Here is a 25,769-nt window from a genome sequence, read left to right as displayed (position 1 = left end):
GAGAGGGGACCGAATGCCGTAAATCGTTACATCGTAATTATTGGTTACGTCTTCGTTATCAACTATCAGGGAACATCGCTCTTTATAAGCAATTCTTTATCAAAACGCGATTCCTTCAGCGCTTCCTTGACCCGCTTCAAGTTATCCCGGAATTTTGCGCCCCGACGTAAGGTAAAACCGGTTGCCAGCACGTCAATCACGGTGAGCTGCGCCAGTCGGGAAACCATCGGCATATAAATGTCGGTGTCTTCCGGCACGTCGAGGGTGATCGCCAGCGTCGCTTCACGCGCCAGCGGCGTGCCTGCCGTGGTGAGGGCAATCACCATGGCATCGTTTTCACGGGCCAGCTGCGCCAGCTCTACCTGACTCTTGGTGCGCCCGGTGTGCGAAATCAGTACCACGACGTCATCTTCACTGCAGTTCATACAGCTCATGCGTTGCAGCACAATGTCATCGGAATAAATAACCGGGACGTTAAAGCGGAAAAATTTGTTCATGGCGTCATGCGCCACGGCCGCCGACGACCCGAGACCAAAGAATGCAATCCGCTTGGCCTGGGTGAGCAAATCCACCGCGCGATTCACGGAACTCATGTCCAGCGACTGGCGCACGTGGTCAAGCGAAGCCATAGCCGATTCAAAAATTTTCGCGGTATAGGCATCAACGCTGTCGTCTTCATCCACATTACGATTAACATATGGGGTGCCGTTAGCCAGACTTTGTGCCAGATGCAGTTTAAAATCAGGAAAGCCGCGCGTTTCGAGGCTGCGGCAAAAGCGATTGACCGTCGGTTCGCTAACACCCGCTTCCTGTGCCAGAGCGGCGATGCTCGAATGAATCGCCTGAGCGGGGGAGGCGAGAATGACCTCGGCCACTTTTCGCTCGGATTTGCTAAGGTGTTCCAGTTGAAACTGGATTTTTTCCAGCATGTTCATGTTAACAGGAGGCTCATGGGTGTAAACGATTTCATAAATTGATGAAATCGTGATTCGATTTAGCCGATATTACCCTTGTGGCTTCCATTAAGGGTAACAATCGACAAGATAATGTTGTTGTTTTTTTTCATTACTTGATCGGTGTCGGGTTTTGCTGTGACCCTGTTGCGCAAAGAAACGGCGGTTGTTGCGTCATTGCGCCGTCGTAATCCTCCAGAGAGGGAAAAATCGCGTTATCGCACGCGACGATAAGCGCTAATGGTTTCGGGAATGACGTAAAAGCAGTACAGTGCATTGTAATAAAATTACAACGATACCTGGCAGAAGTACCAGGTGATCCAACTGAGGAGAATGACATGGCGGTAACGCAAACAGCCCAGGCATGTGACCTGGTCATTTTCGGCGCGAAAGGCGACCTTGCACGCCGAAAATTGCTGCCTTCCCTGTATCAACTGGAGAAAGCGGGCCAAATTCATCCGGATACCCGTATCCTGGGTGTCGGGCGCGCCGACTGGGATAAGGACGCTTATACCAAAGTCGTCCGCGAGGCGCTCGAAACTTTCATGAAGGAAAAAATTGATGAAAGTTTGTGGGATACCCTGAGTGGACGCCTCGATTTCTGCAACCTGGACGTCAACGACGTCAGCGCGTTTACCCGCTTAGGCGCGATGCTGGATCAGAAAAACCGTGTCACCATTAACTATTTCGCCATGCCGCCAAGCACCTTCGGCGCCATCTGCAAAGGTCTGGGTGAAGCCAAACTGAACGCCAAACCGGCGCGCGTCGTGATGGAAAAGCCGCTGGGTACGTCGCTGGCAACCTCGCGTGAAATCAACGACCAGGTGGGCGAGTTCTTTGAAGAGTGCCAGGTCTACCGTATCGACCACTACCTCGGTAAAGAGACGGTACTGAACCTGCTGGCGCTGCGTTTCGCTAACTCCCTGTTTGTGAATAACTGGGACAACCGCACTATCGACCACGTGGAAATCACCGTGGCGGAAGAGGTGGGGATTGAAGGTCGCTGGGGTTACTTTGACCAGGCCGGTCAGATGCGCGACATGATCCAGAACCACCTGCTGCAAATTCTGTGCATGATTGCCATGTCTCCACCGTCTGACCTGACGGCTGACAGCATCCGTGACGCAAAAGTGAAAGTGCTGAAGTCATTGCGCCGCATCGATCGCTCCAACGTGCGTGAGAAGACCGTCCGCGGCCAGTACACCGCCGGGTTTGCGCAAGGCAAAAAAGTGCCGGGCTACCTGGAAGAAGAGGGCGCGAACAAGTCCAGCAACACCGAGACGTTCGTGGCGATCCGCGTGGATATCGACGACTGGCGTTGGGCGGGCGTTCCGTTCTACCTGCGCACCGGTAAACGTCTGCCGGCCAAATGTTCCGAAGTGGTGGTTTACTTCAAAAACCCGGAACTGAACCTGTTCAAAGAGTCCTGGCAGGAACTGCCGCAGAACAAACTGACTATTCGTCTGCAGCCGGACGAGGGCGTGGATATCCAGATCCTGAACAAAGTGCCGGGGCTGGATCATAAACACAACCTGCAGACCACCAAGCTGGATCTGAGCTACTCCGAAACCTTTAACCAGACGCACCTGGCCGATGCTTACGAGCGTCTGCTGCTGGAAACCATGCGCGGTATCCAGGCGCTGTTCGTGCGCCGCGACGAAGTGGAAGAGGCGTGGAAATGGGTCGACTCCATCACCGAAGCCTGGGCGGCCGATCAGGATGCGCCAAAACCGTATCAGGCGGGTACCTGGGGACCTGTCGCGTCGGTGGCGATGATCACCCGCGATGGCCGCTCCTGGAACGAGTTTGAGTAAGATAATCCTCTAGCTCGAAAGTGTTATTTTACCGGTAACATGATCTAACACAGCTAGTGGCACAATTTTCAACTTTTAAGCTCCGCGTGGATTCACCCGCGGAGCTTTTTTTATTACACTGCCGGAAGTGATTTTGCCCCTGAGCTCCGGACAGCAAGCGTTTCAGCGTTGTTAACAACTGCCAGCGACTTTGTAAACTCCCGAGCCCGGACAGATAATTTAGAGGAGCTTTTATGAATCCGACATTGTTACGCGTAACACAGCGCATTATCGAGCGCTCGAAAGAGACCCGTTCGGCCTACCTCGCCCGGATTGAACAGGCAAAGAGCAGCACCGTCCACCGATCTCAGCTGGCCTGCGGGAACCTGGCGCACGGCTTCGCCGCCTGCCAGCCTGATGATAAAGCGTCGCTGAAAAGCATGTTGCGTAACAATATCGCCATCATTACCTCCTATAACGATATGCTTTCCGCCCACCAGCCGTATGAGGTTTATCCCACTATCATCCGTAACGCGCTGCACAGCGTGAATGCGGTGGGCCAGGTGGCGGGCGGCGTACCTGCCATGTGCGACGGCGTGACGCAGGGGCAGGACGGTATGGAGCTGTCCCTGCTGAGCCGCGAAGTGATTGCGATGTCTGCCGCGGTGGGCCTGTCACACAACATGTTCGATGGCGCGCTGTACCTCGGCGTGTGCGACAAGATTGTCCCGGGCCTGGTGATGGCGGCGCTGTCGTTTGGGCATCTGCCTGCGATTTTCGTCCCGTCCGGCCCAATGGCGAGCGGTCTGCCGAACAAAGAAAAAGTGCGTATCCGCCAGCTGTACGCGGAAGGGAAAGCGGACCGTCAGGCGCTGCTGGAGGCGGAAGCCGCGTCCTATCATGCGCCGGGGACCTGTACGTTCTACGGTACGGCTAACACTAACCAGATGGTCGTGGAATTTATGGGGATGCAGCTTCCGGGCTCGTCCTTTATCCAGCCGGATGCGCCGCTGCGCAAGGCGCTGACCGAGGCCGCGGCCCGTCAGGTCACGCGTCTGACCGGCAACGGCAACGAATGGATGCCGATGGGCAAAATGGTCGACGAAAAAGTCATCGTCAACGGGATTGTCGCGCTGCTGGCAACCGGGGGGTCAACCAACCACACCATGCACCTGGTGGCCATGGCGCGAGCGGCGGGCATTCTGATTAACTGGGATGACTTCTCCGAGATCTCTTCCGTGGTGCCGCTGATGGCGCGCCTGTACCCGAACGGTCCGGCGGATATCAACCACTTCCAGGCCGCAGGCGGCGTACCGCTGCTGATGCGCGAGCTGCTGAAAGGCGGACTGCTGCATGAAGACGTGAATACCGTGGCGGGCTTTGGCCTTCAGCGCTACACCCAGGAGCCGTGGCTGAACAACGGCGAGCTGGACTGGCGTGAAGGGGCGAGCGCGTCTCTTGATGCGCAGGTGATTGCCACGATCGACAAACCGTTTTCTCCTCATGGCGGCACCAAAGTGCTGAGCGGCAACCTCGGTCGTGCGGTAATGAAGACCTCTGCCGTACCGGAAGAGAACCAGGTTATCGAAGCGCCGGCGGTGGTGTTTGAAAGCCAGCACGACGTGTTACCCGCCTTTGACGCCGGTCTGCTTGATAAAGACTGCGTGGTGGTGGTGCGTCACCAGGGGCCTAAAGCCAACGGGATGCCAGAATTACATAAACTTATGCCACCACTTGGTGTATTATTGGACCGCCGTTTCAAAATTGCGCTAGTCACCGATGGACGCCTCTCCGGGGCATCCGGTAAAGTGCCTTCAGCCATCCACGTGACGCCGGAAGCCTACGACGGTGGTCTGCTGGCGAAAGTACGCGACGGTGACATGATCCGCGTGAACGGTCAGACGGGCGAGTTAACCCTGCTGGTGGATGACGCCGAGCTGGCGGCACGTCAGCCCCATATTCCTGACCTGAGCGCATCGCGCGTGGGGACCGGACGCGAAATGTTCAGCGCGCTGCGTGAGAAACTCTCCGGTGCGGAGCAGGGCGCAACCTGTATTACGTTTTAAGACGACTTGATTTTAACGATCTGGCGAGAGAAAACTCTGATGAAAAACTGGAAAACAAGTGCAGAAGCAATCCTGACCACTGGCCCTGTCGTGCCGGTTATCGTGGTAAACAAGCTGGAGCACGCTGTACCGATGGCGAAAGCGCTGGTTGCGGGCGGCGTTCGCGTTCTGGAAGTGACCCTGCGCACCGCCTGTGCGATGGATGCTATCCGCGCTATCGCCAAAGAAGTGCCGGACGCCATCATCGGTGCGGGCACCGTTCTCAACGCGCAGCAGCTGGCGGAAGTGACCGAAGCGGGCGCGCAGTTCGCCATCAGCCCTGGCCTGACCGAGCCGCTGCTGAAAGCTGCCACCGAAGGTACCATTCCGCTGATCCCAGGCATCAGCACCGTCTCTGAACTGATGCTGGGCATGGACTACGGTCTGAAAGAGTTCAAATTCTTCCCGGCTGAAGCGAACGGCGGCACCAAAGCGCTGCAGGCGATTGCGGGTCCCTTCTCTCAGGTACGCTTCTGCCCGACGGGCGGTATCTCTCCTGCCAACTACCGTGACTACCTGGCGCTGAAAAGCGTGCTTTGCATCGGCGGTTCATGGCTGGTTCCGGCGGATGCGCTGGAAGCGGGCGACTGGGATCGCATCACCAAACTGGCTCGCGAAGCGGTTGAAGGCGCGAAGCAGTAAGCCATTCGCCATATGAAAAACGGGCCTTCTGGCCCGTTTTTTTATCCTGCAACCTTAACGCTCGCAGCGGCCGCTTTCGCTCTCGCCACGGCGTCGTCAACGTTATCCCCGGTGGCTAAGGCCACGCCAAGACGGCGAGTTCCGTCGATCTCCGGCTTGCCGAACAGACGTACCTGCAATCCTGCGCCCACCGCCCCGTCGACGTTATCAAACGTGACGTTCTGGCTGGTTAACTGCGGCAGGATCACCGCCGAGGCGGCAGGGCCATACTGACGAACACCGCCGACGGGCAGGCCGAGGAAGGCGCGCACGTGCAGGGCGAACTCGGAGAGATCCTGCGAAATCAGCGTGACCATGCCGGTGTCATGCGGGCGAGGGGAGACTTCGCTGAAAATCACCTCATCACCGCATACAAACAGCTCCACGCCGAACAGGCCATACCCGCCCAGCGCCAGGACGGTTTTACGGGCGATCTCCTGAGCACGCTCCAGCGCCAGGGCGCTCATCTGCTGCGGCTGCCAGGATTCGCGGTAATCGCCATCTTCCTGACGGTGACCAATCGGGTCGCAGAAATGGACGCCGTCAACGGCGCTGACGGTCAGCAGGGTGATTTCGAAATCAAACTTCACGACGCCTTCGACGATTACGCGACCGGCTCCGGCACGGCCACCCTGCTGGGCATAATCCCACGCGTTATCCAGGGTACCGCTGTCGCGAATAAAGCTCTGTCCTTTTCCGGAGGAGCTCATCACCGGCTTAACGATGCACGGGTAGCCAATTTCCTCGACGGCCTGCAGGAACGCGGCCTTATCGCCAGCAAAACGGTAGCTCGAGGTGGGCAATCCCAGCTCTTCCGCCGCCAGGCGACGAATGCCTTCGCGGTTCATGGTCAGCTTTGCGGCTTTCGCACAGGGCACCACGCGCTGGCCTTCCTGCTCCAGGGCGATCAGCGTATCGGTGGCAATGGCCTCAATTTCCGGCACGACAAAATCGGGTTTTTCGCGCGTAATCAGCTCGCGAAGGGCATCGCCATCCAGCATGTTAATCACATAAGAACGATGGGCGACGTGCATGGCGGGTGCGTCGGCGTAACGGTCTACGGCAATGACTTCCACACCTAAACGCTGGCACTCAATGGCGACCTCTTTCCCCAGCTCGCCCGATCCCAACAGCATCACTCGCGTCGCCGCAGGTCGCAGCGCAGTTCCTAAACGAATCATAACAATCCCCCTCAAAAAGTTGCGCGCAGTATAAACGAAAACGTTTGCGTCTGTCTCGTGCACGGCTAAGCGAGGGGACAGAAATTTGCGCTTCTTTAGCCCGACCAGACATTTCCTGACGCCCGCTCGCTTACGCTGTGAAACATGTTCACCGTTAAGTGAGAGAAATCATGTCTGGCTGGTTAAATCAATTGCAATCCCTGTTAGGGCAGAAAACATCGTCTGGCGAACGGGACCTCAGCAAACTGCTGGTACCCGGAGCGCTCGGCGGGCTGGCAGGCCTGCTGGTCGCGAATAAATCCTCACGCAAGCTGCTGGCAAAGTATGGTACAGGCGCGCTGCTGGCCGGCGGCGGCGCCATCGCGGGCACCGTGCTGTGGAATAAATACAAGGACAGAATACGGACCGCGCACAGCGATGAACCGCATTACGGCGAGCACACCTCGCCGCTGGATCTGCGTACCGAACGGCTCATTCTTGCGCTGGTTTTTGCCGCGAAAAGCGACGGGCATATTGACGATAAGGAACGATCGGCCATCGAGCAGCAGCTGCGCGAGGCCGGTGTTGAAGAGAAGGGAAGAGTGCTGGTGGCGCAGGCGATTGAACAGCCGCTCGATCCGCAGCGTCTTGCGCAAAGTGTGAAAAATGAGGAAGAGGCGCTGGAGCTCTATTTCCTCAGCTGTGCCGCCATCGATATCGATCATTTTATGGAGCGGAGCTACCTTAACGCCCTGGGCGATGCGTTAAAGATCCCTCAGGACGTGCGCGAGGGCATTGAGCGGGATATCCGGGAACAAAAACAGGCGTTACAGGGATAGCCGTCGCCGTCGCGACGCTGTTTCGCTTGCATCATGCGTGGGTTTTGCCAACCTTATAGGGTGTAAAACTTAAAAGAATGATGACATGCCACCGAAAGCCCGACGTACTCCTTATGCGATCACCACGCATGGCGATACGCGTATAGATAACTATTACTGGCTGCGGGACGATTCGCGCTCCCGGCCAGAGGTACTCGACTACCTGCACGAGGAAAACGACTATGGCCGCAAGGTCATGTCCAGCCAGCAGACGCTTCAGGACCAGCTCCTGAATGAAATGGTGCAGCGTATTCCCCAGCGCGATATCTCCGCGCCCTGGACCAAAAACGGCTATCGCTATCGCCATATTTACGAGCCCGGCAATGAGTATCCCATCTACCAGCGTCAGTCGGTGTTAAGCGCCGAATGGGATGAGTGGGATATTCTGCTGGATGCCAACCAGCGCGCCGCCCACAGCGAGTTTTATACCCTGGGCGGCATGTCCATTTCCCCTGACAACGCGGTGATGGCGCTGGCGGAGGATTATCTCTCCCGCCGCCAGTACGGCCTGCGGTTTCGTAATCTGGAGACCGGCAACTGGTATCCGGAAATGCTGGAAAACGTCTCCCCGGATTTTGTCTGGGCGAATGATTCCGAGACGGTTTACTACGTCAAAAAGCACGCGTCGACGCTGCTGCCTTACCAGGTGTGGCGACATGCCGTGGGAACGGACTCCGCTGACGACGAACTGGTTTATGAAGAGAAAGACGAAACGTTCTATGTCAGCCTGCATAAAACCTCCTCACGCCACTATGTGATTATCTTCCTTGCCAGCGCGACGACGTCGGAAGTCCTGCTGCTGGATGCCGAACTGCCGGACGCCCAGCCGCTCTGTTTCCTGCCGCGCCGCAAGGATCACGAGTACAGCCTGGATCACTTCCAGCACAGCTTTTATTTGCGCTCCAATCGCGAGGGCAAAAACTTTGGTCTCTATAAAACCAAAGTGCGCGATGAGCGAAAGTGGGAGGTGCTTATCCCCGCGCGGGATCAGGTGATGCTGGAAGGGTTCACCCTCTTTACCGACTGGCTGGTGGTGGAAGAGCGTCAGCGCGGGCTGACCAGTATCCGGCAAATCAACCGAAAAACCCGGGAAGTGGTGGGGATTGCGTTCGATGACCCGGCCTACGTGACGTGGATTGGGTTCAACCCTGAACCCGAATCGTCGCGGTTGCGCTACGGCTACTCCTCCATGACCACGCCGGACACCCTGTTTGAGCTGGATATGGATACCGGGCAGCGCCAGGTGATTAAACAGACCGAGGTAAAAGGGTTTGAGTCCGAAAACTACCGCAGCGAGCACCTGTGGGTCACCGCCCGTGATGGCGTGGAGGTGCCGGTCTCTCTCGTTTACCATCGGGCTCATTTCCAGAAAGGCAAAAACCCGATCCTGGTGTACGGGTACGGCTCGTATGGCTCAAGCATGGACGCTGATTTCAGCAGCAGCCGGCTAAGCCTGCTCGATCGCGGTTTTGTTTTCGCCATCGCCCATATTCGCGGCGGCGGTGAGCTGGGCCAGCACTGGTATGAAGACGGGAAATTCCTGAAGAAGAAAAACACCTTCAATGACTACCTCGACGTCTGCGATGCGCTGATTGAGCAGGGATACGGCGATCCGCAGCTCTGCTTTGGGATGGGGGGCAGCGCGGGCGGCATGCTGATGGGGGCGGCAATCAACCAGCGTCCCGACCGTTTTAAGGGGATTGTCGCGCAGGTTCCCTTTGTCGATGTGGTCACGACCATGCTCGATGAATCCATTCCCCTTACTACCGGGGAATTTGAGGAGTGGGGGAATCCGCAGGATGAGATGTACTACCGCTATATGAAAGAGTACAGCCCGTACGATAACGTGGAGGCGAAAGCCTACCCGCATATGCTGGTCACCACCGGTTTGCATGATTCTCAGGTGCAATACTGGGAGCCGGCAAAATGGGTGGCAAAACTGCGTGAGCTGAAAACCGATGACAATCTGCTGCTGCTGTGTACCGATATGGATTCCGGACACGGAGGGAAATCGGGGCGATTTAAATCGTACGAAGGGGTTGCGCTGGAATATGCCTTTTTAATAGGCCTGGCGCAGGACACGCTGCCAGGCCGTGCGGAGCGTTAAGCGTCGCCCAGATAATGTTTTAGTGTTAAGCGCAGCTCCGGGCTCATTCTGTCGAGGTTGTTATACAGCCAGCGCAAATAGCCCGGGTCTTTATCCGCCACCTCGGACACCGGCTTCCCGCGATATTTACCAAAGGTAAACGTGGTCAGCAGCGCGGGACGTCCGGTGATCGTCGCCATGTCATCCGGCGTCCAGCCAGAGATATTCATAATATCCATCAGCAGCGCGGCGGTGATATAGCAGTCATACAGGGCGCGGTGATGGTGAAGCCCCTCAGGGGTACGAACGCTGAGCTTGCGGGACTTGTACAGCGCCATATTGCTGTATTTAATCCCCGGCCACAGACGACGCGCCAGCTTCATGGTGCAAATCCATTCCCCCGGCATTTCAGGCAACACCCGGCGGTCAAAGCTGGCGTTATGCGCGACGTACCACGGGCTACCGTAGTAGTGCGGAATAATCTCTTCGATCCACGGCTTATCCGCCACCATCGATTCGGTAATGCGATGGATAGCCATCGCCTGTGGGCTGATGGGGCGATCGGGACGCACCAGATGGCTCATGGGGTTGACGATTTTACCATCAACCACGTCGACAGAGGCCACTTCCACTATTCCGCCCTGAAGATCGCAAGTTTCGGTATCGATGACGCGCAGCATTGAAAACTCCTGAGCTTAAAACGCCTAGCCTAAAGGAATGATATCGCCTTGCCAACCCTCTCCGCCGAGCGTGCCGGTCACCAGAAGCTCGCCCTTATCCGCGCGCACGATCAGCTGGCCTTTTTCATCCCACAGCGCGCTGCCGCCGCAGGCGTTCGCCATCAGCACCGCAATGGCATATTTATGCGCGAAGCGCTGCAGGTTACTGATGGACTGCCGCCAGCGATTATCCCCCACCGACTGGCAGCTGGTAACAAGCGTTGCCCGGGGATCGAGATTGGGCGAATCGGGATGTGCATCAAGGATGGTAAGGTGTTTATCCCCCGGCACGAGGCTGGCACCGCGCCCTTGCGGATAGCGCAAAATGCGATGGCGAGCGGGCGATAACAGCACAAGGCCTTTCTGGCGCTGGCCATTCTGCTCCAGGGGGAGCCCGGCAATAACGGTGATCTGGTGTTGATGTGCCGCGTTGAGCAGCGGCTCCAGCTGCGCGTCATCGGGCGGGGGAGGTAACGTCGGCGAGCCAGAGCCCGTTAATGAGAGCTCAGGGAAAACCAGCAGATCGCACCGCTGCCGTGCTGCTTCGGCGATGAAGCGCAGGTGGTGCTTAACATGGTCATCTACAGTCTGATGCAGCCCGCCATACTGGGCTGCCGCTATATTCCAATGTGACATCGTGACTTCCTTATACACTGAGTCGCAGAGATTTAAGAATACACCTAAAATAATCAGGGTTTTCTTATCCTGCCAGATTCAGCGTAAGGAAGTGTAACGACTCGTTAAGCTTATTTAACTTTAGGCTCGTACGGTAAACGGGAGAGGTTGACCGAGGCGAGGCGGTGGGCGATGAGTCTTTCGCGAAACCAGTCGCGCAGATGGGCGGGCTGTTCCCGTTCCACGACTTCTGCCACGATGGGCATGTTGTAACGCTCTTTGAACGCGACGCCAGCGGCAGCGAGATCGACATTCACTTTATCCATCTCGTCCTGCGGAAGGGCGGCCAGATTGATCTTCATTACCTTCTCCTTTTTATGCGGCGGCAACGTTACCGCGATTGCACGAAGATGACAAGCTGAGGCAGGATGATCCTCGACTCGTTTATTATACAGCGTTATTCTTTAGCACACAGACATAACAAAAAGGAATGATAGGATGGGTTTCTCCGCTTCCCGCGCGGTCTGCGCACTGGTTTTTGTGGCCTCGACAATGATGACGCCTTCCGTGCTGGCACATGCGCATCTTAAACAGCAGATCCCGGCAGCAGACAGCGTGGTGACCGCACCGCAGACACTTACGCTGAATTTTTCGGAAGGTATCGAACCTGGATTTAGCGGTGTAGTGGTAACGGATGCGCAAAAGCAGGTCATCAAAACGGGAACCGCTACGCGCGACGAAAAGAACAAGGCTCAGCTCACCGTGCCGCTGGAACAAACGCTGGCGTCAGGGACTTACCAGGTGGACTGGCATGTGGTCTCCGTGGACGGCCATAAAACCAAAGGCAGCTATCACTTTAGCGTGAAATAGAATGCTGGCGCTGTGTTATATCGGGCTACGCTTTATCCATTTCGGGGCGCTGATGCTGGTGTTTGGCAATGCGCTTTACAGCGTCTGGTTTGCGCCTTCGTCTCTCCACCGTCTGCTGTCCCGGCGTTTTCAGTCGCAGCAGAAAGTGGCGGCCTTAGTGAGCCTGGCGGCTGCGGTCCTGATGTTTGTGCTGCAGGGTGGATTGATGGGCAACGGCTGGGGAGATGTGTTTGCGCCACAGGTCTGGTTCAGCGTGATGGGTACCCGGTTTGGCGGCGTCTGGCTGTGGCAAATAATTCTCGCTGCGCTGACGGTCAGTGCGGCATGGCTCGCGCCGCTGAAAGGTTCGCGTCTGCTGCTGCTCGCAATGGGCCAGCTTATCCTGCTGGCTGGGGTAGGGCATGCGGCGATGAACGACGGTCCGATGGGGGCGCTGCAGCGTCTTAATTATGCTTTTCACCTGATATGTGCCGCCACCTGGCTTGGCGGATTACTGCCCCTGCTGTTCTGCATGCGTCTGGCGAAAGGGCGCTGGCAGAATGCCGCCATCTTTACCATGATGCGCTTCTCGCGCGTGGGGCATTACGCCGTTGCGGGCGTCCTGCTCTCCGGGGTGATAAATGCGCTCATGATACTGGGCCTCGATATTCCCTGGCAGGCTGGCTACGTGCGGTTTTTGTTGTTCAAATGTGCGCTGGTGGCGTTGATGGTGGTAATTGCGCTGGCAAATCGGTATTTTCTGGTGCCACGGTTTCGTCCGGAGAGCGGGCGAGCACAACAGATTTTTATCAGGATGACACAGGCAGAAGTGGTGCTGGGAGCGCTGGTGCTGGCAACGGTCAGTCTGTTCGCCACCTGGGAACCCTTCTGACAAGGTTAAATATCATATGAAAAAGACAGTATTTTCTCTCTTATTGCTGGCCTGTACGGGGAGCGCGCTTGCCGCACCGCAGGTCATCACCGTGAGTCGTTTTGAAGTGGGTAAGGACAAATGGGCGTTCAATCGCGAAGAGGTAATGCTGACCTGCCGTCCAGGCCATGCGCTGTATGCGATCAACCCGAGCACGCTGGTGCAATACCCGCTGAATGATACCGCAGAGCAGCAGGTAGCCAGCGGCAAGAGCAGCGGCCAGCCGATTAGCATTATTCAAATCGATGACCCGGCGCATCCGGGGCAAAAAATGAGTCTGGCACCGTTTATCGAGCGCGCCGACAAGCTCTGCTAACGTTCGGGTTTCCAATAAAAAACCGCAGATGCTTGCGAAAGCACTGCGGTTTTTCACTTTTAATGATGCTCTGGCGCTTTTTTTCCGACCGCTTTTGCTGTGGACTGGAAAACCTGGCGTCGTCATCTATTCTTAAAAGGCAAGGCGACTTAGCCTGCATTAATGCCAACTTTTAGCGCACGGCTCTCTCCCAAGAGCCATTTCCCTGGACCGAATACAGGAATCGTATTCGGTCTCTTTTTATCTGTATGTTTTTCAAAGCGTTGTTCGGTGTTGATTCTAAATCACCCGAAACTTTCTCGAACATTCCATATCCTGTCTAAACCATAACATACTCAGGACCGCGTGCGTCCAGGGTTTTTTGGGATCTATGTTAAAATTTTGTGGCCGAGCGACCGCTGAGCAAACGCCCTCTGGCGAGCAAAAGGGCATCCCTAAGCTAAATAATGAACGCGCTGAATTTGTCTTTGTGGCGGACAATGTACTCCGGGAAGTTTTCAACCGTTAGCTCTTGCTTGATTAACGTCCTGTCCCGCCCCCAGATATCTTCCGCATTTTTAATGACCTTCATGATGTGTTCCGGGTTGTTAAACTCAGGAAGATCGTATTCAGTATGGGATATGGTCGACATTTTTTCTGAGATGCGCTCGGGTGTCATTACCCACGAGAAGTGCCAGCCACCATTGTCAATAATGCTGTTGTTAATCTTGAACCAGTTCCACTTTAGCCAGGACCAGTTTTTAACGCTTCGGGTGCGTTTAAGATTCCTGAATGATTCAGGTTCGCCGCCAAAGAAACTAACGAGATTTTTATATTGTGTGGCTCTCGGTAATTTACATTTTCTTGGCGTGTTGTCAGTATTAAAAACCTGCAGGTTGAACTGATAATTATAGAAATTCTGATAAATAGTGGTGCAGAGCTTTTTGGGATTTATCGATGCTACCACCTGTGGTGAAAATATCTCATCGACATCGGAAACTAAAATCAAATCATCATCGTTGGCATGCGTCAAACCCTGCATGATGGCATTCCTCTGCGCGGCTTCATTTGCCCACGCATCCACCACCATTCCCTCTGGCAGACCCGGAATCACCTCCCGAGCAGGGTGTGATTCTTCAGCGGCTTTCGTAATCGGTTCTTTATCATGAACAACGTAGATAATTTTATCTTTAAACTGGCTGTATTTATTAATGTCAAAATGCAGCGGCCTCTTTTTACCGGTAAAGGTATGCGTTGACTCAACGATAACGAAGCGATCGACAACGTCCGCGAGCGTGTTTAGCCTGATTTCGAGAAGCATATCTTCATCGTAATATAAGAAGCAGTCATAGATCATTACCGAAGTCCCTCATTTTTGCGCCCACATTGCGCTCTTCCCAACGCATTCGCCGGTTTCATTTCGCGCAATGCTAACTGAGCGCCCTCGCCCTGTGCAATAGTGGGCTGCTTTATCATTCTTTTTTAAACGGAATGCATCCGCTATGCAGTGAGCGAAGACGCTGGCCAGGCTTAAAAGTGGGACTTAACGGATGCCTCTATTTCATCGAGTAGCTCAAAGCGACGGCGGTATTCGGCGCGTTTTTTACTGGCAATTTCTTCAAGGGATTTACGCTCCATCTGCAGCGGCAGTTGCCAGCAGAAGCTTGAAAGTTTTTTACCGTCCAGAGACGCCCAAAATTCATCGTAGCTGGCGTGGAAATGGCGGCCTTTGCTCAGGCGATATCGCAACGCGCGGAAAACGTGCCCTTCATCGCTGACGGCAAAAATCGCCCGGACAGATGACTGTGCAGCCAGCTGAAAAAGAACTTCCATTAACACGCGCTTAGGGAACAGGCCGTGACAGGCGCGGGTGGCCTGCTTAATGACGTCTCGCGATACGCTGCGGCGGGGCCCCTGAAGCCCGCCGATGACCATGACTTGCTGACCGTTACTGCGCGCGACGCTAAAGGTCAGGCTGGCCAGCAGCGTATCCTCGTTGTCGCGTAGCCACAGCGTGCTTTCGCCTTCGCGCTCGGCTTTCCCCGCAGAGGAGGCATTGACCGTATAGGTTACGCCGTCTTTGGCGTGGAACTGCACAACGGTTTGCTCCTGCGGGCTGCTCAGGGCCTGAGCGAGACCGCTCTCTCTCAGGCTATCAATCCAATAGTAATGGTTGACGATAGCGTCGGCGCGATCGTTAGCCGTCAGGCCGCGCATCAGATACTGTCGGTGGGTCTTGCTGGGCAACGTAATTTGAGAGGCCAGCAGCCTGTCGAAATCGTCGCGACCCGAAAGGGCTTCCAGCATGCGATGGGTAGAAGACCAGAACAGAAGCGAGCGTAAAAGGAACTTCAGGCGATATTCGCGTTTACGCCAGATTGGACCCGGCACGCGTTTGCCGTTCACCAGCTCGGAAATAATATTTGTGCGATGCGGATAGAAAACATCGTTATGCAGGTGCGTATTAGACACGTGAAGACCCCTCTTTTTTTATACCCTTATTCTAAAGAGCCAATAAAAAGGGATTAATAGCGCGAGGATCTTTATTTCTGTTTGGTTTACCGTTTGTTTCACTTCGTGACGACCGCGCCGGTCTGTCGCCTTTTCTGCGGCGGCTATTCTGTTTAAAGGAGGTTCTATGTATCAGCGAATTGAAGGTGGGATGTGGCGTCACGTCTGGGTTGTCAGCGATATACACGGTTGTTACCAGTGGCTTATGGATGAGCTTAAACGCCGTCACTTTAACCCGTATGAGGATTTACTTATTTCGGTCGGGGATGTGATCGATCGTGGCCCTGATAGCGTTAAATGCCTGCAGTTAATTCATGAAAAATGGTTTCGTGCCGTGCGGGGAAACCATGAGCAAATGGCTCTCGACAGTCTGGATAATAACGATTTTTCACTCTGGACGATGAATGGCGGAATATGGTTTTCGCATCTTGAACGCGACCAGCAACAGCTGGCCCTGTCGTTGCTCGACGCCTGTCGCGATTTACCGCATATCATCGAGATAACCTGTGCGAACGGTCTGAATGTGATTGCCCATGCGGATTATCCAGCCGCGGAATACCGGTGGCAAAAACCGGTTAGCGCCCAGCGCGTCTTATGGAACCGCGACAGGCTGATGGGATTTATGGTGGGCAAAGGAGAGGGCATCAGCGGCGCGGATCATTTCTGGTTTGGGCATACGCCTCTCGACAGAAGATACGATTTTAATAATCTTCACTACATTGATACGGGGGCTGTTTTCGACGGTTACTTCACGCTGGCGCAGCTGCAGTAATAAATAACCCGCCTTCGGGCGGGTTCTCTTTAGGTCAGGCAAGACGCATGACCCAGGCATCGGTTTTACTATCGTAATGCTCGCGGTAAAGGACAGAATGTTCGCCATCAAGTATTGCCGGGACGCTGGTGTCTGCATCCCATGCATCAAGCTGCATGCACAAATCCGGGTCGGATTTGCAGGGAATACTTAACGTTCGATCGCCTTGTGCTTCGCCGCGCAGCTCTGCGTCGTCGATCTCAAAAGCGCCAATACGCACGCTGGTTTTCGTCATAGTGCTCTCCGGGTCGGTTGTCAAAATCTGGTATGACCAGTGCGATCACCCATTTTTGATCGTAGACAAGGAGAGCAAAATCGCCAGTAAAAAAATGCGCTTTTTTTCAGGCTGTGCGATCGTTACCGGTAAACAGACGGCCGTCCCGAACCAGCTCGCGCGGATAGCTGTTTTTCAGCCTTGAGCCGACCTTTTTTGCCAGCCCCAGCGGATATCCCTGATACGTCACTATCACTTCATCGCCTGATGGCGTGCTGTCCGGATAGACATCGCGGCCACGGTACCACTCTTCGGCTTCCTGATGCGTCAGGGCAAAGGTATTCTCGCGTCCGGCAAGGGCGATAACGGCCTCATGCTGCCAGCGATACCCTTTATTATGCACTTCCGCCAGGCGGATCCCGATTCGCGAAAAACGGACCTTTCCGATGAGCGGCTCGATCTGTGCCGGGAACAGCCATATCTCTTTATCACGCATCCAGGGGCGCAGGCTCTCATCCCAGACCAGCCCAACCTTTTTGGCGGCGGCTTCAAGCTGTGCTGCATCGCGGCCTTTAAGAGGGGAAAACGGGAAGTTGCCGACCTTGAATTTAGGTGTGGGCAGGGGAGCAACTGCCTGCGTTTTACGCAAACGCGCCACAAAAAAACCTTCGCAGTCGTAAATCTGCGGGAACACGTGAAGGAAACCCTCCGGCGTGACCGCCTCCTGTGCCGAGGCGAACAGGCCGTTAAGCGGCAGGAACTCAACTGCCTCCGGGTAGTTCGCTTTCAGCCACAGGCAGACGTCTTCGTTTTCATCGCGGTTTAAGGTGCACGTTGAATAGACCAGCGTGCCGCCAGGGCGCAACGCGTGAAATGCGCTGTCGATCAGCTCGCGCTGCGTGGCGGCGATCTCAAGGTTGCTCTCAACTGACCAGTTTTTTAACGCGTCGGGATCTTTACGCACCACCCCTTCGCCGGAGCAGGGGGCGTCCAGCAGAATGGCATCGAAGGCTTCCGGTAAAGCGGCGCCAAACACGCGTCCGTCGAAGTGCGTCAGGGCAACATTATGAATACCGCAGCGGCTGATGTTGGCATGCAGCACCTTCACGCGGCTGGCGGAAAACTCGTTGGCGAGGATCGCCCCGTGGTTACCCATTCGGGCGGCAATTTGCGTGGTTTTTGAGCCGGGCGCCGCGGCAACATCCATCACGCGTTCAGGCGCATTGCCATCGGCGAACAGGGCGACCACCGGCAGCATCGAGCTGGCTTCCTGAATATAGAACAGACCGCTCAGATGTTCAGCGGTACTGCCCAGCGGCAGCGAGGCTTCGTCATCGCGTTCGATCCAGAACCCCTCGGCGCACCACGGGACCGGCGTAAGCTGCCAGCCGTACGGCGAGACCAGCGCCAGAAAATCCTCGACGCTGATTTTCAGCGTGTTGACGCGAATACTTCGGCGTAACGGACGCTGGCAGGCGGCGATAAAATCGTCTAACGACAGGTGAGAAGGAAGCGCCTCGCGCATCTGCGCCAGGAATTGTTCAGGAAGAAATACGGAGTTTTGAGCCACGGGCACACCACAGGGAAAAGTTCAGGTGCGCAGTGTAACATAAAGGCTCCGGTGCGTTGACACCGGAGCCTGTCAGATTAACGCGGCAGGGCGGTTCCCCATTCGCGCCACTCTTTCGGTTCGCTTTCGAGCAGCAGGAAGTGTTTACCCGGCTGCGCTTTCGGCGCCAGCGGCGTGCCCGGCGGCGTGGCAAACGCGATACCGCCGCGAATGAACTGGTTGAAGGTGCCGGTTTTCACCACGCCTCCCGTCAGGCCAAAGTCCAGCGAATAGCCTGATGCCAGCCAGAATACCGAGTTATTACGGACCAGGTGCTGGTAGCGTTCGCTGATGCGTAACGCCACCATCACGCGGTCGGAGAGCGTACCGAGCGTCAGGCCCGTGACCGTACCCACTTCAATGCCGCGGAACAGTACCGGGGTGCCGATGCTCAGCGAGCCCGCTTCCGGCACTTCCACCACGATGCTCAGGCCGCCAAGATAGCGCGAGTCGGTGATCGTGGCTTCCTGCAGCTCGAAATCACGACGGGCATTGCCCTGGCCCGGCTCAACGTTGATGTACGGCTGCAGGATGGTGTCGAGATGCTCAACGCCTGCGGCCGAGATCTGCGGCGTCACCACCGAGAAGCGCGAACCCGTCCGGGCGAAGGTCTGCACATATTCCGGGTACAGCACGGCGGTGGCCTGCACCTCGTTGCGCGAGGTAATCAGCGTCAGCTTCTGGATCTGTCCGATATCAATGCCCAGATAGCGGATTGGCATGCCTTCCGCCAGTTTGCCGGCATCAAACGCGTGCAGGGTAATCTGTCCACCCACGGCACGCGCGGCGGTTTCGGACGGGAAGAGAATACGCTTATCGCCTTTGCGCAGATTCGCGCCCGCGCCGCTAAGATTATCGAAGCTAATTGCCCCGCGCAGCGCGCGAGAGAGCGGTGAGGCCTGCACGGTCAGCCCGTTGCCGTTAAGCTGGACTTTCGCGCCGCCTTCGGCCCAGAAGACGCTGTTTGGCGTCAGCAGCTTGCGGTACTCCGGCTTGATATGCAGTTCGATATCAAACGCGTCCGCACGCGGGCGAACGGCGATCACTTCCCCAACTTCAAACTTGCGATACAGCACCACGGATCCTGCCTGTACGTCCGGCAGCGTCTCGGCGCTTAATGTCAGCGTGGTGGTAGGGAGATCGCTCAGGCTGTTTTCAACCGCTTTCTCCAGGTTGGCATACAGCGGATAGCTGTCGCGAACGGGGCCTTTATCACCGGGCAGAATGCGGATGCCGCCGTTAACCCATTCGCTGGCGCTGGCGCCGAGGAATTCCACGCCGTCCAGTCCCACCTTCACATCGACGCGACTGTTCACCACGAATTTGCTGTCACCGTGCACCAGGTCGCTGTACTGCGGATCGATGGCGACCGAGAAGGTCACGCCATTCGCGGAGAGCTTACGCTCCAGCACCTGGCCGACCTGCACGCCGTGTAAAATTAACGGCTGGCCGGCTTCGATTCCGTAACTTTCTGGCGCATTCAGCGTGACGGTCACTACGCCCGGCTTTTGCAGCAGGGATTTATCCGCCGGGGCAATCACGAAGCTATTGCTGGGCTCACCTTCGCCGGGGATGAGTTCAAACGTATTGCCGGTCAACAGCGTGCTGAGGCTGGCATCGTTCAGGGAGAGCTTTGGACTGCGCATTTCGATACGCGTTTTCTCGCGCAGGAGGTCGACCACGCTCGGGTCGACAGTCATTTCTCCTGTGACCGAGCCGCCCGGGTTGAGCGTCATTTTGGTGAGCTGACCAACCTGCAACCCCTGATACATCAGCGGCGTTGAACCTGCTTTTAGCCCCTTAGCATCGGGCAGAGCGAGTTTGACGATCACGCCGCGCTGGCTGTGCGCCAGGTCAGCGTACAACCCAAATGAGTCATCCGCGGTGGCAGGGCTTGAGTTTTCCGGGGAGTCAAAGGCAATGGCACCATTCACCAGCGCGGCCAGACTCTCCAGCTTCACTTTCGCACCGCTAAGGCTGAGGTCCGCATCCACGCCGGAGACGTTCCAGAAGCGGCTGCCTTTTTTCACCAGATTGGTGAAGCGACGCTCGATCAGCACGTCGATGGTGACGCCCTGTTTATTCGGGTTGATCGCGTAATCGTACACGCGGCCAACCGGGATTTTGCGGAAATAGACCAGCGAACCGCTGTTCAGAGAACCGAGATCCGGCGCCTGCAGATGAATCATTAAATCGCCGTTGTTGAGGCGGTACTTGGGCTGTGTATCCAGGGCCACAAAGTGATCCTGCGGCTCTCCTTTACCCGGCATCATGCCTATATAGTTACCGCCCACGAGCGCATCCAGCCCTGACACGCCCGCCAGAGACGCTTTTGGCGTGACCAGCCAGAACTGCGTTTCGCTGCGCAGGGCATCCTGCATGTCAGATTTAATACTGACCCGCACCTGAATCTTGTTCAGCCCTTTTCCAAGGGAGATGTCCTGAACCGTACCCACTTCAACCCCCTGGAAGCGAACGGGCGTTCGCCCGGCGACGATGCCGTCGGCGGTCTGGAAATCAATGGTGACGGTACTCCCGCGATCTTCATAGCTCGTCCAGATCAGCCAGCCTGCAATCATCAGGGCGATGACGGGCAGCAACCAGAATGGCGAAATGCGGCGTTTTGTTTTAATTCTCGCTTCAGTCGGCGAAGCGGGGGTTTCCTGACTCATGTGCATCCCAAAGTAAGCGGCTATCCAGCCATTCCACAGCAAGAATAGTCAATATCACCGCAGAGCCGAAATAAAAAGCCGCGGGTCCCATTGTAAAAGCAAGTAGCTGGTCGCGATTGATGAGCGACATCATCAGCGAAATCACGAACAGATCTAACATTGACCAGCGGCCAATCCAGGTGACGAACCGCAGCAGCAGAATGCGGGTCCGTAAGCCTTGTTCACACTTAAAGTGAATGCTGATGAGCAGGGTAAACATCACCACCACTTTGGTAAAGGGAACCAGGATACTGGCAATAAAGACGATCGCCGCCACCCCGACGTTGCTGTGCGCAAGGGAGATAATCCCGGAGAGGATAGTATCCTCCTGACGCCCGCCATTCACGTAAATGATGGAAATCGGCAGCATATTGGCTGGGATCAGAAACACCAGGGAGGCGATCAGCGCGGCCCAGCATTTTTGCAGGCTGTTGTTGCGACGCAGTCTCAACGGAATGTGACACCGCGGGCAGCGCCCACGCGCGTCGGGCAAGCCGGTATAGTGGCATCCCAGACAGACGCGCAGATTTTCATCAGGACGCGTGGCGGGGCGCTGAGGGTAAAATCGCTCCCAGAGCTGTTCAACGTTCAGGTGGATCAGCGTCAGGATGCTCAGCAATACCAGGCTGATGAAAGCAAAGAGTCCGATGCCGGGCTGCAAAAAGGCGTAGTCCTGCACCTTTATTGACGCAACGCCCACGCCGACCAGATAAATATCCAGCATCACCCACTCTTTGAGCTTATCCAGCATCAGCAGCACCGGGCGAAGGTTCATGCCGAGAATATTGCCAAACCACAGATAGGCAATGGCGGCGACCAGCACCAGCGGCGCGCCAACGGTGCAGAACAGCACCATGGCAGCGGTGATGGGATCCCCCTGACGGGTCATCTGCCAGATACCCTGCAGCACGTTGGCGTCAATGCGTACGCCAAGCAGGTAGAGTTTCAGCAGCGGTTCGCTCCAGGCGAAGGGCATCAGCAGCAGCATGGTGACGGCCATGGCGGCGAGGCGGGTGAGCGACCAGTCGCGGCCATCGCGAATTTTGGCGTCGCAGCGGGGACAAAAGGCACTTTGGTGCGATTTCATCTTCGGCAACATAAAAAGCGTATCGCACTGGGGGCAACGCTGATAATGTGCACGTGGCAAAGCTTCGCTTACCGTATGGACAGTTATCTTTCTTGTCGGCGTAATTTTGGTTGTTTTTAAGGCCATCAGCTGCGCACAAATAAGTATTGTTGAAAGTTATAATAACTCATGAACGGATTCATCTTGAGCATGAGCGCATTTAATGCTTATTTTAATAGGCTATGCGGTAAATTTGTAAGACAACTAAGTGATTGAATAATGAACAAAACAGAATTCTACGCGGATCTGAACCGCGATTTTAAGGCATTGATGGCGGGTGAGACCAGCTTCTTAGCCACTCTGGCAAATACTAGCGCATTGCTGTTTGAACGTCTCTCTGACGTGAACTGGGCCGGCTTTTACCTCCTGGAAGGTGAAACGCTGGTGCTCGGCCCGTTCCAGGGCAAACTGGCCTGCGTGCGTATTCCGGTAGGGCGTGGCGTATGCGGCACGGCGGTGGCCGAAAATCAGGTCCAGCGTGTGGAAGACGTTCATGCGTTTGACGGGCACATTGCCTGTGATGCCGCCAGTAATTCTGAAATCGTTCTGCCGCTGGTGGTCAAAAATCAGATTATTGGCGTTCTGGATATCGACAGTACGGTCTTCAGTCGCTTTACAACCGAGGACGAACAGGGGCTGCGCGAGCTGGTGGCGAATCTGGAAAACGTACTCGCTGCAACCGATTATCAAAAATTCTTTGCGAGCGTCGCAGGATAATCAACGGATAACGTAGCATTTACTGATAGCGTCATTATAATGACGCCTGTTCATGCCTGCGCTTGTTGGCAACGTCCGTTGTAATCAGGAAATTTCATGGAAAATCAACCTAAGTTGAATAGCAGTAAAGAAGTTATCGCATTTCTGGCCGAGCGTTTCCCGCAGTGCTTCAGCGCGGAAGGTGAAGCTCGTCCCCTGAAAGTCGGTATTTTTCAGGATCTGGTGGCGCGTGTTGAAGGGGAAATGAACCTCAGCAAAACTCAGCTGCGTTCCGCCTTACGTCTTTATACTTCGAGCTGGCGCTACCTGTACGGTATCAAACCTGGCGCGACCCGCGTGGATCTCGACGGCAACCCGTGTGGTGAGCTGGACGAGCAGCACGTTGAGCACGCGCGCAAGCAGCTTGAAGAAGCCAAAGCACGCGTTCAGGCACAACGTGCAGAACAGCAGGCGAAAAAACGCGAAGCCGCAGCGGCAAACGGCCAGGAAGAAGCGCCTCGTCGTGAGCGTAAACCACGCCCTGCGCCGCGCCGTCACGATAATAACGATCGCAAACCGCGTGCAGACAAACCAGCAGCAAAAGCCCCGCGTGCCCCTCGTGAAGAGCCGCGCCATACGCCGGTTTCTGACATTAACGCCCTGAGCGTAGGTCAGGCGCTGAAGGTAAAAGCGGGTAACAATGCTATGGACGCCACCGTACTGGAAATCACCAAAGATGGCGTTCGTGTACAGCTGACTTCTGGTATGTCAATGATTGTACGCGCAGAACACTTGTTGTTCTGAAACGGAGGCCAAGCCTGGCATGAACACTTTTTTTAAGCTCACCGCGCTGGCGGGCCTGTTTGCCATAACAGGTCACGCTTTTGCAGTGGACGATATCACGCGTGTTGATCAAATTCCGGTTCTCAAGGAAGAGACGCAGCACGCGACGGTGAGCGAGCGCGTGACCTCACGTTTTACCCGCTCGCACTATCGTCAGTTCGATCTCGATCAGGCCTTTTCGGCCAAAATCTTTGACCGCTATCTGAACTTGCTGGATTACAGCCATAACGTTTTGCTCGCCAGCGATGTCGAGCAGTTCGCTAAGCGCAAATCCGAGGTGGGTGACGAGTTGCGTTCTGGCAAGCTGGATCTGTTCTACGATCTCTACAACCTGTCGCAAAAGCGCCGCTTTGAACGCTATCAGTACGCGCTGAAAGTGCTGGAACGTCCGATGGACTTCACCGGTACTGACACCTTTAATCTGGATCGCAGTAAAGCACCCTGGCCGAAAGATGAAGCCGAGTTGAATGCGCTGTGGGACGGTAAAGTTAAATACGACGAACTGAGTCTTAAGCTGACCGGCAAAGACGAAAAAGAGATCCGTGACACGCTGACGCGTCGTTACAAATTCGCCATTCGTCGTCTGGCGCAGACCAACAGTGAGGATGTTTTCTCACTCGCGATGACCGCCTTTGCGCACGAAATCGATCCGCACACCAACTATCTCTCTCCACGCAACACCGAACAGTTCAATACCGAGATGAGCCTGTCTCTGGAAGGTATCGGCGCGGTGCTGCAGATGGATGATGATTACACGGTGATCAATTCCATGGTCGCGGGTGGCCCGGCATCCAAAAGCAAAGCGATTAGCGTAGGCGATCGCATTGTGGGTGTAGGACAAACAGGCCAGAACATGGTCGACGTGATCGGCTGGCGTCTCGATGACGTGGTTGCGCTGATCAAAGGTCCGAAAGGCAGCAAGGTTCGTCTGGAAATTCTGCCTGCCGGTAAAGGCACCAAAACCCGTATCGTTACCCTGACCCGCGAGCGTATCCGTCTGGAAGACCGCGCGGTGAAAATGTCGGTGAAAACCGTGGGTAAAGAGAAGGTGGGTGTTCTGGATATTCCTGGCTTCTACGTGGGCCTGACTGACGATGTGAAGGTTCAGCTGCAGAAGCTTGAAAAGCAGAACGTCAGCAGCATTATCATCGACCTGCGCAGTAATGGCGGCGGGGCGCTGACGGAAGCGGTTTCACTCTCCGGTCTGTTCATTCCATCTGGTCCGGTGGTTCAGGTGCGCGATAACAACGGTAAAGTGCGTGAAGATGCCGACAACGACGGTGTGGTCTACTACAAAGGCCCGCTGGTGGTCCTGGTTGACCGCTTCAGTGCTTCCGCGTCTGAAATCTTTGCCGCTGCAATGCAGGACTATGGCCGCGCGCTGATCGTCGGTGAGCCAACCTTCGGGAAAGGCACCGTTCAGCAGTATCGCTCTCTGAATCGTATTTACGATCAGATGCTGCGTCCGGAATGGCCTGCGCTGGGCTCGGTTCAGTACACCATTCAGAAATTCTACCGCGTGAACGGCGGCAGTACGCAGCGTAAGGGCGTAACGCCGGACATCATGATGCCGACAGGCACGGAAGAGACCGAAACCGGCGAGAAGTTTGAAGATAACGCCTTGCCGTGGGACAGCATCAATGCCGCGACCTACGTGAAAGCGGGTGATATGACGCAATTTGGCCCTGAACTGCTGAAAGCGCATAACGACCGCATCGCGAAAGATCCGGAGTTCCAGTACATCATGAAGGACATTGCACGATTCAATGCCCTGAAAGATAAGCGGAATATCGTTTCTCTGAACTACGCACAGCGTGAGAAAGAGAATAACGAAGACGATGCAACCCGCCTGGCGCGTATCAACGATCGCTTCAAGCGCGAAGGTAAGCCTCTGCTCAAAAAACTGGACGATCTGCCAAAAGATTACCAGGAGCCGGATCCGTATCTGGACGAGACGGTGCATATCGCTCTCGACCTGGCGAATCAGGAAAAAGAGAAACCTGCCGTACAGCCCGCTCCGGCAAAATAATCACCCAACAGGCACAAGGAATTGTGCCTGTTTCTTTTTGTTCTTCATCCTTCCGTCAGCCAGATTTCCAATTGTGTAAAGTTGTGTCTTTCTGGTGACTTACGCCCGCCGGATGCTTGAAAATAGCCGCAATACCCATACGATGTGGGTAATC

Annotated in this window: 23 protein-coding genes; 12 read left to right on the top strand and 11 right to left on the bottom strand. The window is 55.6% G+C overall.

Annotated features, from left to right (window positions below; genetic code table 11):
* Positions 1–65: 65 nt before the first annotated feature.
* Positions 66–935, bottom strand: coding sequence for a MurR/RpiR family transcriptional regulator (locus ACERY3_RS09835; RefSeq protein WP_023312229.1), 870 nt, complete (start codon positions 933–935; stop codon positions 66–68).
* Positions 936–1,291: 356 nt separating this feature from the next.
* Between ACERY3_RS09835 and zwf the strand changes: the two genes are divergently transcribed.
* The 3 genes from zwf to kdgA all read left to right on the top strand — a co-directional run bounded on the left by zwf (position 1,292) and on the right by kdgA (position 5,493).
* Positions 1,292–2,767: a glucose-6-phosphate dehydrogenase gene (gene zwf / locus ACERY3_RS09830; protein ID WP_023312228.1), complete on the top strand. Its 1,476-nt coding sequence runs from the start codon at positions 1,292–1,294 to the stop codon at positions 2,765–2,767.
* Between the two features lie 233 nt (positions 2,768–3,000).
* On the top strand, positions 3,001–4,812 hold the full coding sequence (gene edd, locus ACERY3_RS09825) for a phosphogluconate dehydratase (protein ID WP_045404461.1): 1,812 nt from the start codon (positions 3,001–3,003) through the stop codon (positions 4,810–4,812).
* Positions 4,813–4,851: 39 nt separating this feature from the next.
* Positions 4,852–5,493 carry a bifunctional 4-hydroxy-2-oxoglutarate aldolase/2-dehydro-3-deoxy-phosphogluconate aldolase gene (gene kdgA, locus ACERY3_RS09820; protein WP_014884307.1) on the top strand — a complete coding sequence of 214 codons (642 nt, stop codon included), beginning with the start codon at positions 4,852–4,854 and terminating at the stop codon, positions 5,491–5,493.
* A gap of 41 nt (positions 5,494–5,534) precedes the next feature.
* Here the strand turns inward: kdgA and purT are convergent, their stop codons facing one another.
* Positions 5,535–6,713 carry a formate-dependent phosphoribosylglycinamide formyltransferase gene (gene purT, locus ACERY3_RS09815; RefSeq protein ID WP_045888028.1) on the bottom strand — a complete coding sequence of 393 codons (1,179 nt, stop codon included), beginning with the start codon at positions 6,711–6,713 and terminating at the stop codon, positions 5,535–5,537.
* A gap of 170 nt (positions 6,714–6,883) precedes the next feature.
* On the opposite strand from purT, the gene ACERY3_RS09810 reads away from it, so the two are divergent.
* Both ACERY3_RS09810 and ptrB read left to right on the top strand, forming a co-directional pair.
* Positions 6,884–7,531 (top strand): tellurite resistance TerB family protein, encoded by a 648-nt coding sequence (locus ACERY3_RS09810; RefSeq protein ID WP_058841396.1) that lies wholly within the window; start codon positions 6,884–6,886, stop codon positions 7,529–7,531.
* 85 nt (positions 7,532–7,616) lie between these two features.
* Positions 7,617–9,677 carry an oligopeptidase B gene (gene ptrB, locus ACERY3_RS09805; RefSeq protein ID WP_058841395.1) on the top strand — a complete coding sequence of 687 codons (2,061 nt, stop codon included), beginning with the start codon at positions 7,617–7,619 and terminating at the stop codon, positions 9,675–9,677.
* Here ptrB and exoX read toward each other — a convergent pair.
* The 3 genes from exoX to ACERY3_RS09790 all read right to left on the bottom strand — a co-directional run bounded on the left by exoX (position 9,674) and on the right by ACERY3_RS09790 (position 11,352).
* Complete coding sequence (exoX, locus tag ACERY3_RS09800) at positions 9,674–10,336, bottom strand: exodeoxyribonuclease X (RefSeq protein WP_373225524.1); 663 nt, start codon at positions 10,334–10,336, stop codon at positions 9,674–9,676. The two genes, ptrB and exoX, sit on opposite strands and share 4 nt — an antisense overlap.
* Positions 10,337–10,360: 24 nt before the next feature.
* On the bottom strand, positions 10,361–11,011 hold the full coding sequence (locus tag ACERY3_RS09795; RefSeq protein WP_058841394.1) for a carbon-nitrogen hydrolase family protein: 651 nt from the start codon (positions 11,009–11,011) through the stop codon (positions 10,361–10,363).
* A gap of 110 nt (positions 11,012–11,121) precedes the next feature.
* Positions 11,122–11,352 (bottom strand): DNA polymerase III subunit theta, encoded by a 231-nt coding sequence (locus ACERY3_RS09790; protein WP_013096102.1) that lies wholly within the window; start codon positions 11,350–11,352, stop codon positions 11,122–11,124.
* Positions 11,353–11,488: 136 nt separating this feature from the next.
* Here ACERY3_RS09790 and yobA point away from each other — a divergent pair, with 136 nt between their 5' ends.
* Genes yobA through ACERY3_RS09775 form a run of 3 tightly spaced genes read left to right on the top strand, consistent with a single transcriptional unit; the run spans position 11,489 to position 13,086 of the window.
* Positions 11,489–11,860, top strand: a complete 372-nt coding sequence (yobA, locus tag ACERY3_RS09785) for a CopC domain-containing protein YobA (protein WP_058841393.1) — start codon at positions 11,489–11,491, stop codon at positions 11,858–11,860.
* 1 nt (position 11,861) lies between these two features.
* Positions 11,862–12,731, top strand: a complete 870-nt coding sequence (copD, locus tag ACERY3_RS09780; protein WP_058841392.1) for a copper homeostasis membrane protein CopD — start codon at positions 11,862–11,864, stop codon at positions 12,729–12,731.
* Between the two features lie 16 nt (positions 12,732–12,747).
* Positions 12,748–13,086, top strand: a complete 339-nt coding sequence (locus tag ACERY3_RS09775; protein ID WP_048977623.1) for a YebY family protein — start codon at positions 12,748–12,750, stop codon at positions 13,084–13,086.
* Positions 13,087–13,525: 439 nt separating this feature from the next.
* Here ACERY3_RS09775 and ACERY3_RS09770 read toward each other — a convergent pair whose 3' ends face one another.
* Together ACERY3_RS09770 and ACERY3_RS09765 are read right to left on the bottom strand one after the other, a co-directional pair.
* Positions 13,526–14,422 (bottom strand): benzoate transporter, encoded by an 897-nt coding sequence (locus tag ACERY3_RS09770; RefSeq protein ID WP_039263645.1) that lies wholly within the window; start codon positions 14,420–14,422, stop codon positions 13,526–13,528.
* 173 nt (positions 14,423–14,595) lie between these two features.
* Entirely contained in the window at positions 14,596–15,537 is a 942-nt protein-coding gene (locus ACERY3_RS09765) for a VirK/YbjX family protein (protein ID WP_033145838.1), read from the bottom strand.
* Between the two features lie 166 nt (positions 15,538–15,703).
* Here ACERY3_RS09765 and pphA point away from each other — a divergent pair, with 166 nt between their 5' ends.
* The gene (gene pphA, locus ACERY3_RS09760) at positions 15,704–16,348 is read left to right on the top strand and encodes a protein-serine/threonine phosphatase (protein WP_033145837.1); all 645 of its coding nucleotides are present in this window, start codon (positions 15,704–15,706) and stop codon (positions 16,346–16,348) included.
* Positions 16,349–16,382: 34 nt separating this feature from the next.
* Here the strand turns inward: pphA and ACERY3_RS09755 are convergent, their stop codons facing one another.
* From ACERY3_RS09755 to yebS, 4 genes are all read right to left on the bottom strand, one after another.
* The gene (locus ACERY3_RS09755; protein ID WP_008500472.1) at positions 16,383–16,622 is read right to left on the bottom strand and encodes a YebV family protein; all 240 of its coding nucleotides are present in this window, start codon (positions 16,620–16,622) and stop codon (positions 16,383–16,385) included.
* Positions 16,623–16,728: 106 nt separating this feature from the next.
* A complete protein-coding gene (rsmF, locus tag ACERY3_RS09750; protein ID WP_058841391.1) occupies positions 16,729–18,171 on the bottom strand; it encodes a 16S rRNA (cytosine(1407)-C(5))-methyltransferase RsmF in 1,443 nt (480 codons plus the stop codon).
* Between the two features lie 77 nt (positions 18,172–18,248).
* Complete coding sequence (locus tag ACERY3_RS09745; protein WP_039263642.1) at positions 18,249–20,882, bottom strand: PqiB family protein; 2,634 nt, start codon at positions 20,880–20,882, stop codon at positions 18,249–18,251.
* Positions 20,851–22,134, bottom strand: coding sequence for a membrane integrity lipid transport subunit YebS (gene yebS, locus ACERY3_RS09740; RefSeq protein WP_023312213.1), 1,284 nt, complete (start codon positions 22,132–22,134; stop codon positions 20,851–20,853). Before yebS ends, ACERY3_RS09745 begins: the two co-directional genes overlap by 32 nt.
* Before the next feature lie 132 nt (positions 22,135–22,266).
* On the opposite strand from yebS, the gene ACERY3_RS09735 reads away from it, so the two are divergent.
* From ACERY3_RS09735 to prc, 3 genes are all read left to right on the top strand, one after another.
* The gene (locus tag ACERY3_RS09735) at positions 22,267–22,764 is read left to right on the top strand and encodes a GAF domain-containing protein (RefSeq protein WP_008500476.1); all 498 of its coding nucleotides are present in this window, start codon (positions 22,267–22,269) and stop codon (positions 22,762–22,764) included.
* Positions 22,765–22,860: 96 nt separating this feature from the next.
* Positions 22,861–23,547, top strand: coding sequence for an RNA chaperone ProQ (gene proQ, locus ACERY3_RS09730; protein WP_014884292.1), 687 nt, complete (start codon positions 22,861–22,863; stop codon positions 23,545–23,547).
* Between the two features lie 19 nt (positions 23,548–23,566).
* Positions 23,567–25,615, top strand: coding sequence for a carboxy terminal-processing peptidase (gene prc, locus ACERY3_RS09725; protein ID WP_029741991.1), 2,049 nt, complete (start codon positions 23,567–23,569; stop codon positions 25,613–25,615).
* Positions 25,616–25,769 lie beyond the last annotated feature (154 nt).

This window comes from Enterobacter cloacae complex sp. ESBL7, from assembly GCF_041679625.1.
Taxonomy (GTDB): Bacteria; Pseudomonadota; Gammaproteobacteria; order Enterobacterales; family Enterobacteriaceae; genus Enterobacter; species Enterobacter asburiae_B.
Note: the sequence above shows the minus strand (reverse complement) of the source record. Positions and strands in the feature narration are given on the sequence as shown.

Coding starts and splice junctions, on each gene's coding strand:
- copD (WP_058841392.1), top strand. CDS start 11,862: ATGCTGGCGCTGTGTTATATCGGGCTACGCTTTATCCATTTCGGGGCG.
- ACERY3_RS09810 (WP_058841396.1), top strand. CDS start 6,884: ATGTCTGGCTGGTTAAATCAATTGCAATCCCTGTTAGGGCAGAAAACA.
- edd (WP_045404461.1), top strand. CDS start 3,001: ATGAATCCGACATTGTTACGCGTAACACAGCGCATTATCGAGCGCTCG.
- exoX (WP_373225524.1), bottom strand. CDS start 10,336: ATGCTGCGCGTCATCGATACCGAAACTTGCGATCTTCAGGGCGGAATA.
- ACERY3_RS09835 (WP_023312229.1), bottom strand. CDS start 935: ATGAACATGCTGGAAAAAATCCAGTTTCAACTGGAACACCTTAGCAAA.
- ACERY3_RS09790 (WP_013096102.1), bottom strand. CDS start 11,352: ATGAAGATCAATCTGGCCGCCCTTCCGCAGGACGAGATGGATAAAGTG.
- kdgA (WP_014884307.1), top strand. CDS start 4,852: ATGAAAAACTGGAAAACAAGTGCAGAAGCAATCCTGACCACTGGCCCT.
- ACERY3_RS09735 (WP_008500476.1), top strand. CDS start 22,267: ATGAACAAAACAGAATTCTACGCGGATCTGAACCGCGATTTTAAGGCA.
- zwf (WP_023312228.1), top strand. CDS start 1,292: ATGGCGGTAACGCAAACAGCCCAGGCATGTGACCTGGTCATTTTCGGC.
- ACERY3_RS09755 (WP_008500472.1), bottom strand. CDS start 16,622: ATGACGAAAACCAGCGTGCGTATTGGCGCTTTTGAGATCGACGACGCA.
- ACERY3_RS09770 (WP_039263645.1), bottom strand. CDS start 14,422: ATGATCTATGACTGCTTCTTATATTACGATGAAGATATGCTTCTCGAA.
- ACERY3_RS09745 (WP_039263642.1), bottom strand. CDS start 20,882: ATGAGTCAGGAAACCCCCGCTTCGCCGACTGAAGCGAGAATTAAAACA.
- prc (WP_029741991.1), top strand. CDS start 23,567: ATGAACACTTTTTTTAAGCTCACCGCGCTGGCGGGCCTGTTTGCCATA.
- pphA (WP_033145837.1), top strand. CDS start 15,704: ATGTATCAGCGAATTGAAGGTGGGATGTGGCGTCACGTCTGGGTTGTC.
- ACERY3_RS09775 (WP_048977623.1), top strand. CDS start 12,748: ATGAAAAAGACAGTATTTTCTCTCTTATTGCTGGCCTGTACGGGGAGC.
- purT (WP_045888028.1), bottom strand. CDS start 6,713: ATGATTCGTTTAGGAACTGCGCTGCGACCTGCGGCGACGCGAGTGATG.
- yobA (WP_058841393.1), top strand. CDS start 11,489: ATGGGTTTCTCCGCTTCCCGCGCGGTCTGCGCACTGGTTTTTGTGGCC.
- yebS (WP_023312213.1), bottom strand. CDS start 22,134: ATGGCCTTAAAAACAACCAAAATTACGCCGACAAGAAAGATAACTGTC.
- ACERY3_RS09795 (WP_058841394.1), bottom strand. CDS start 11,011: ATGTCACATTGGAATATAGCGGCAGCCCAGTATGGCGGGCTGCATCAG.
- proQ (WP_014884292.1), top strand. CDS start 22,861: ATGGAAAATCAACCTAAGTTGAATAGCAGTAAAGAAGTTATCGCATTT.
- ptrB (WP_058841395.1), top strand. CDS start 7,617: ATGCCACCGAAAGCCCGACGTACTCCTTATGCGATCACCACGCATGGC.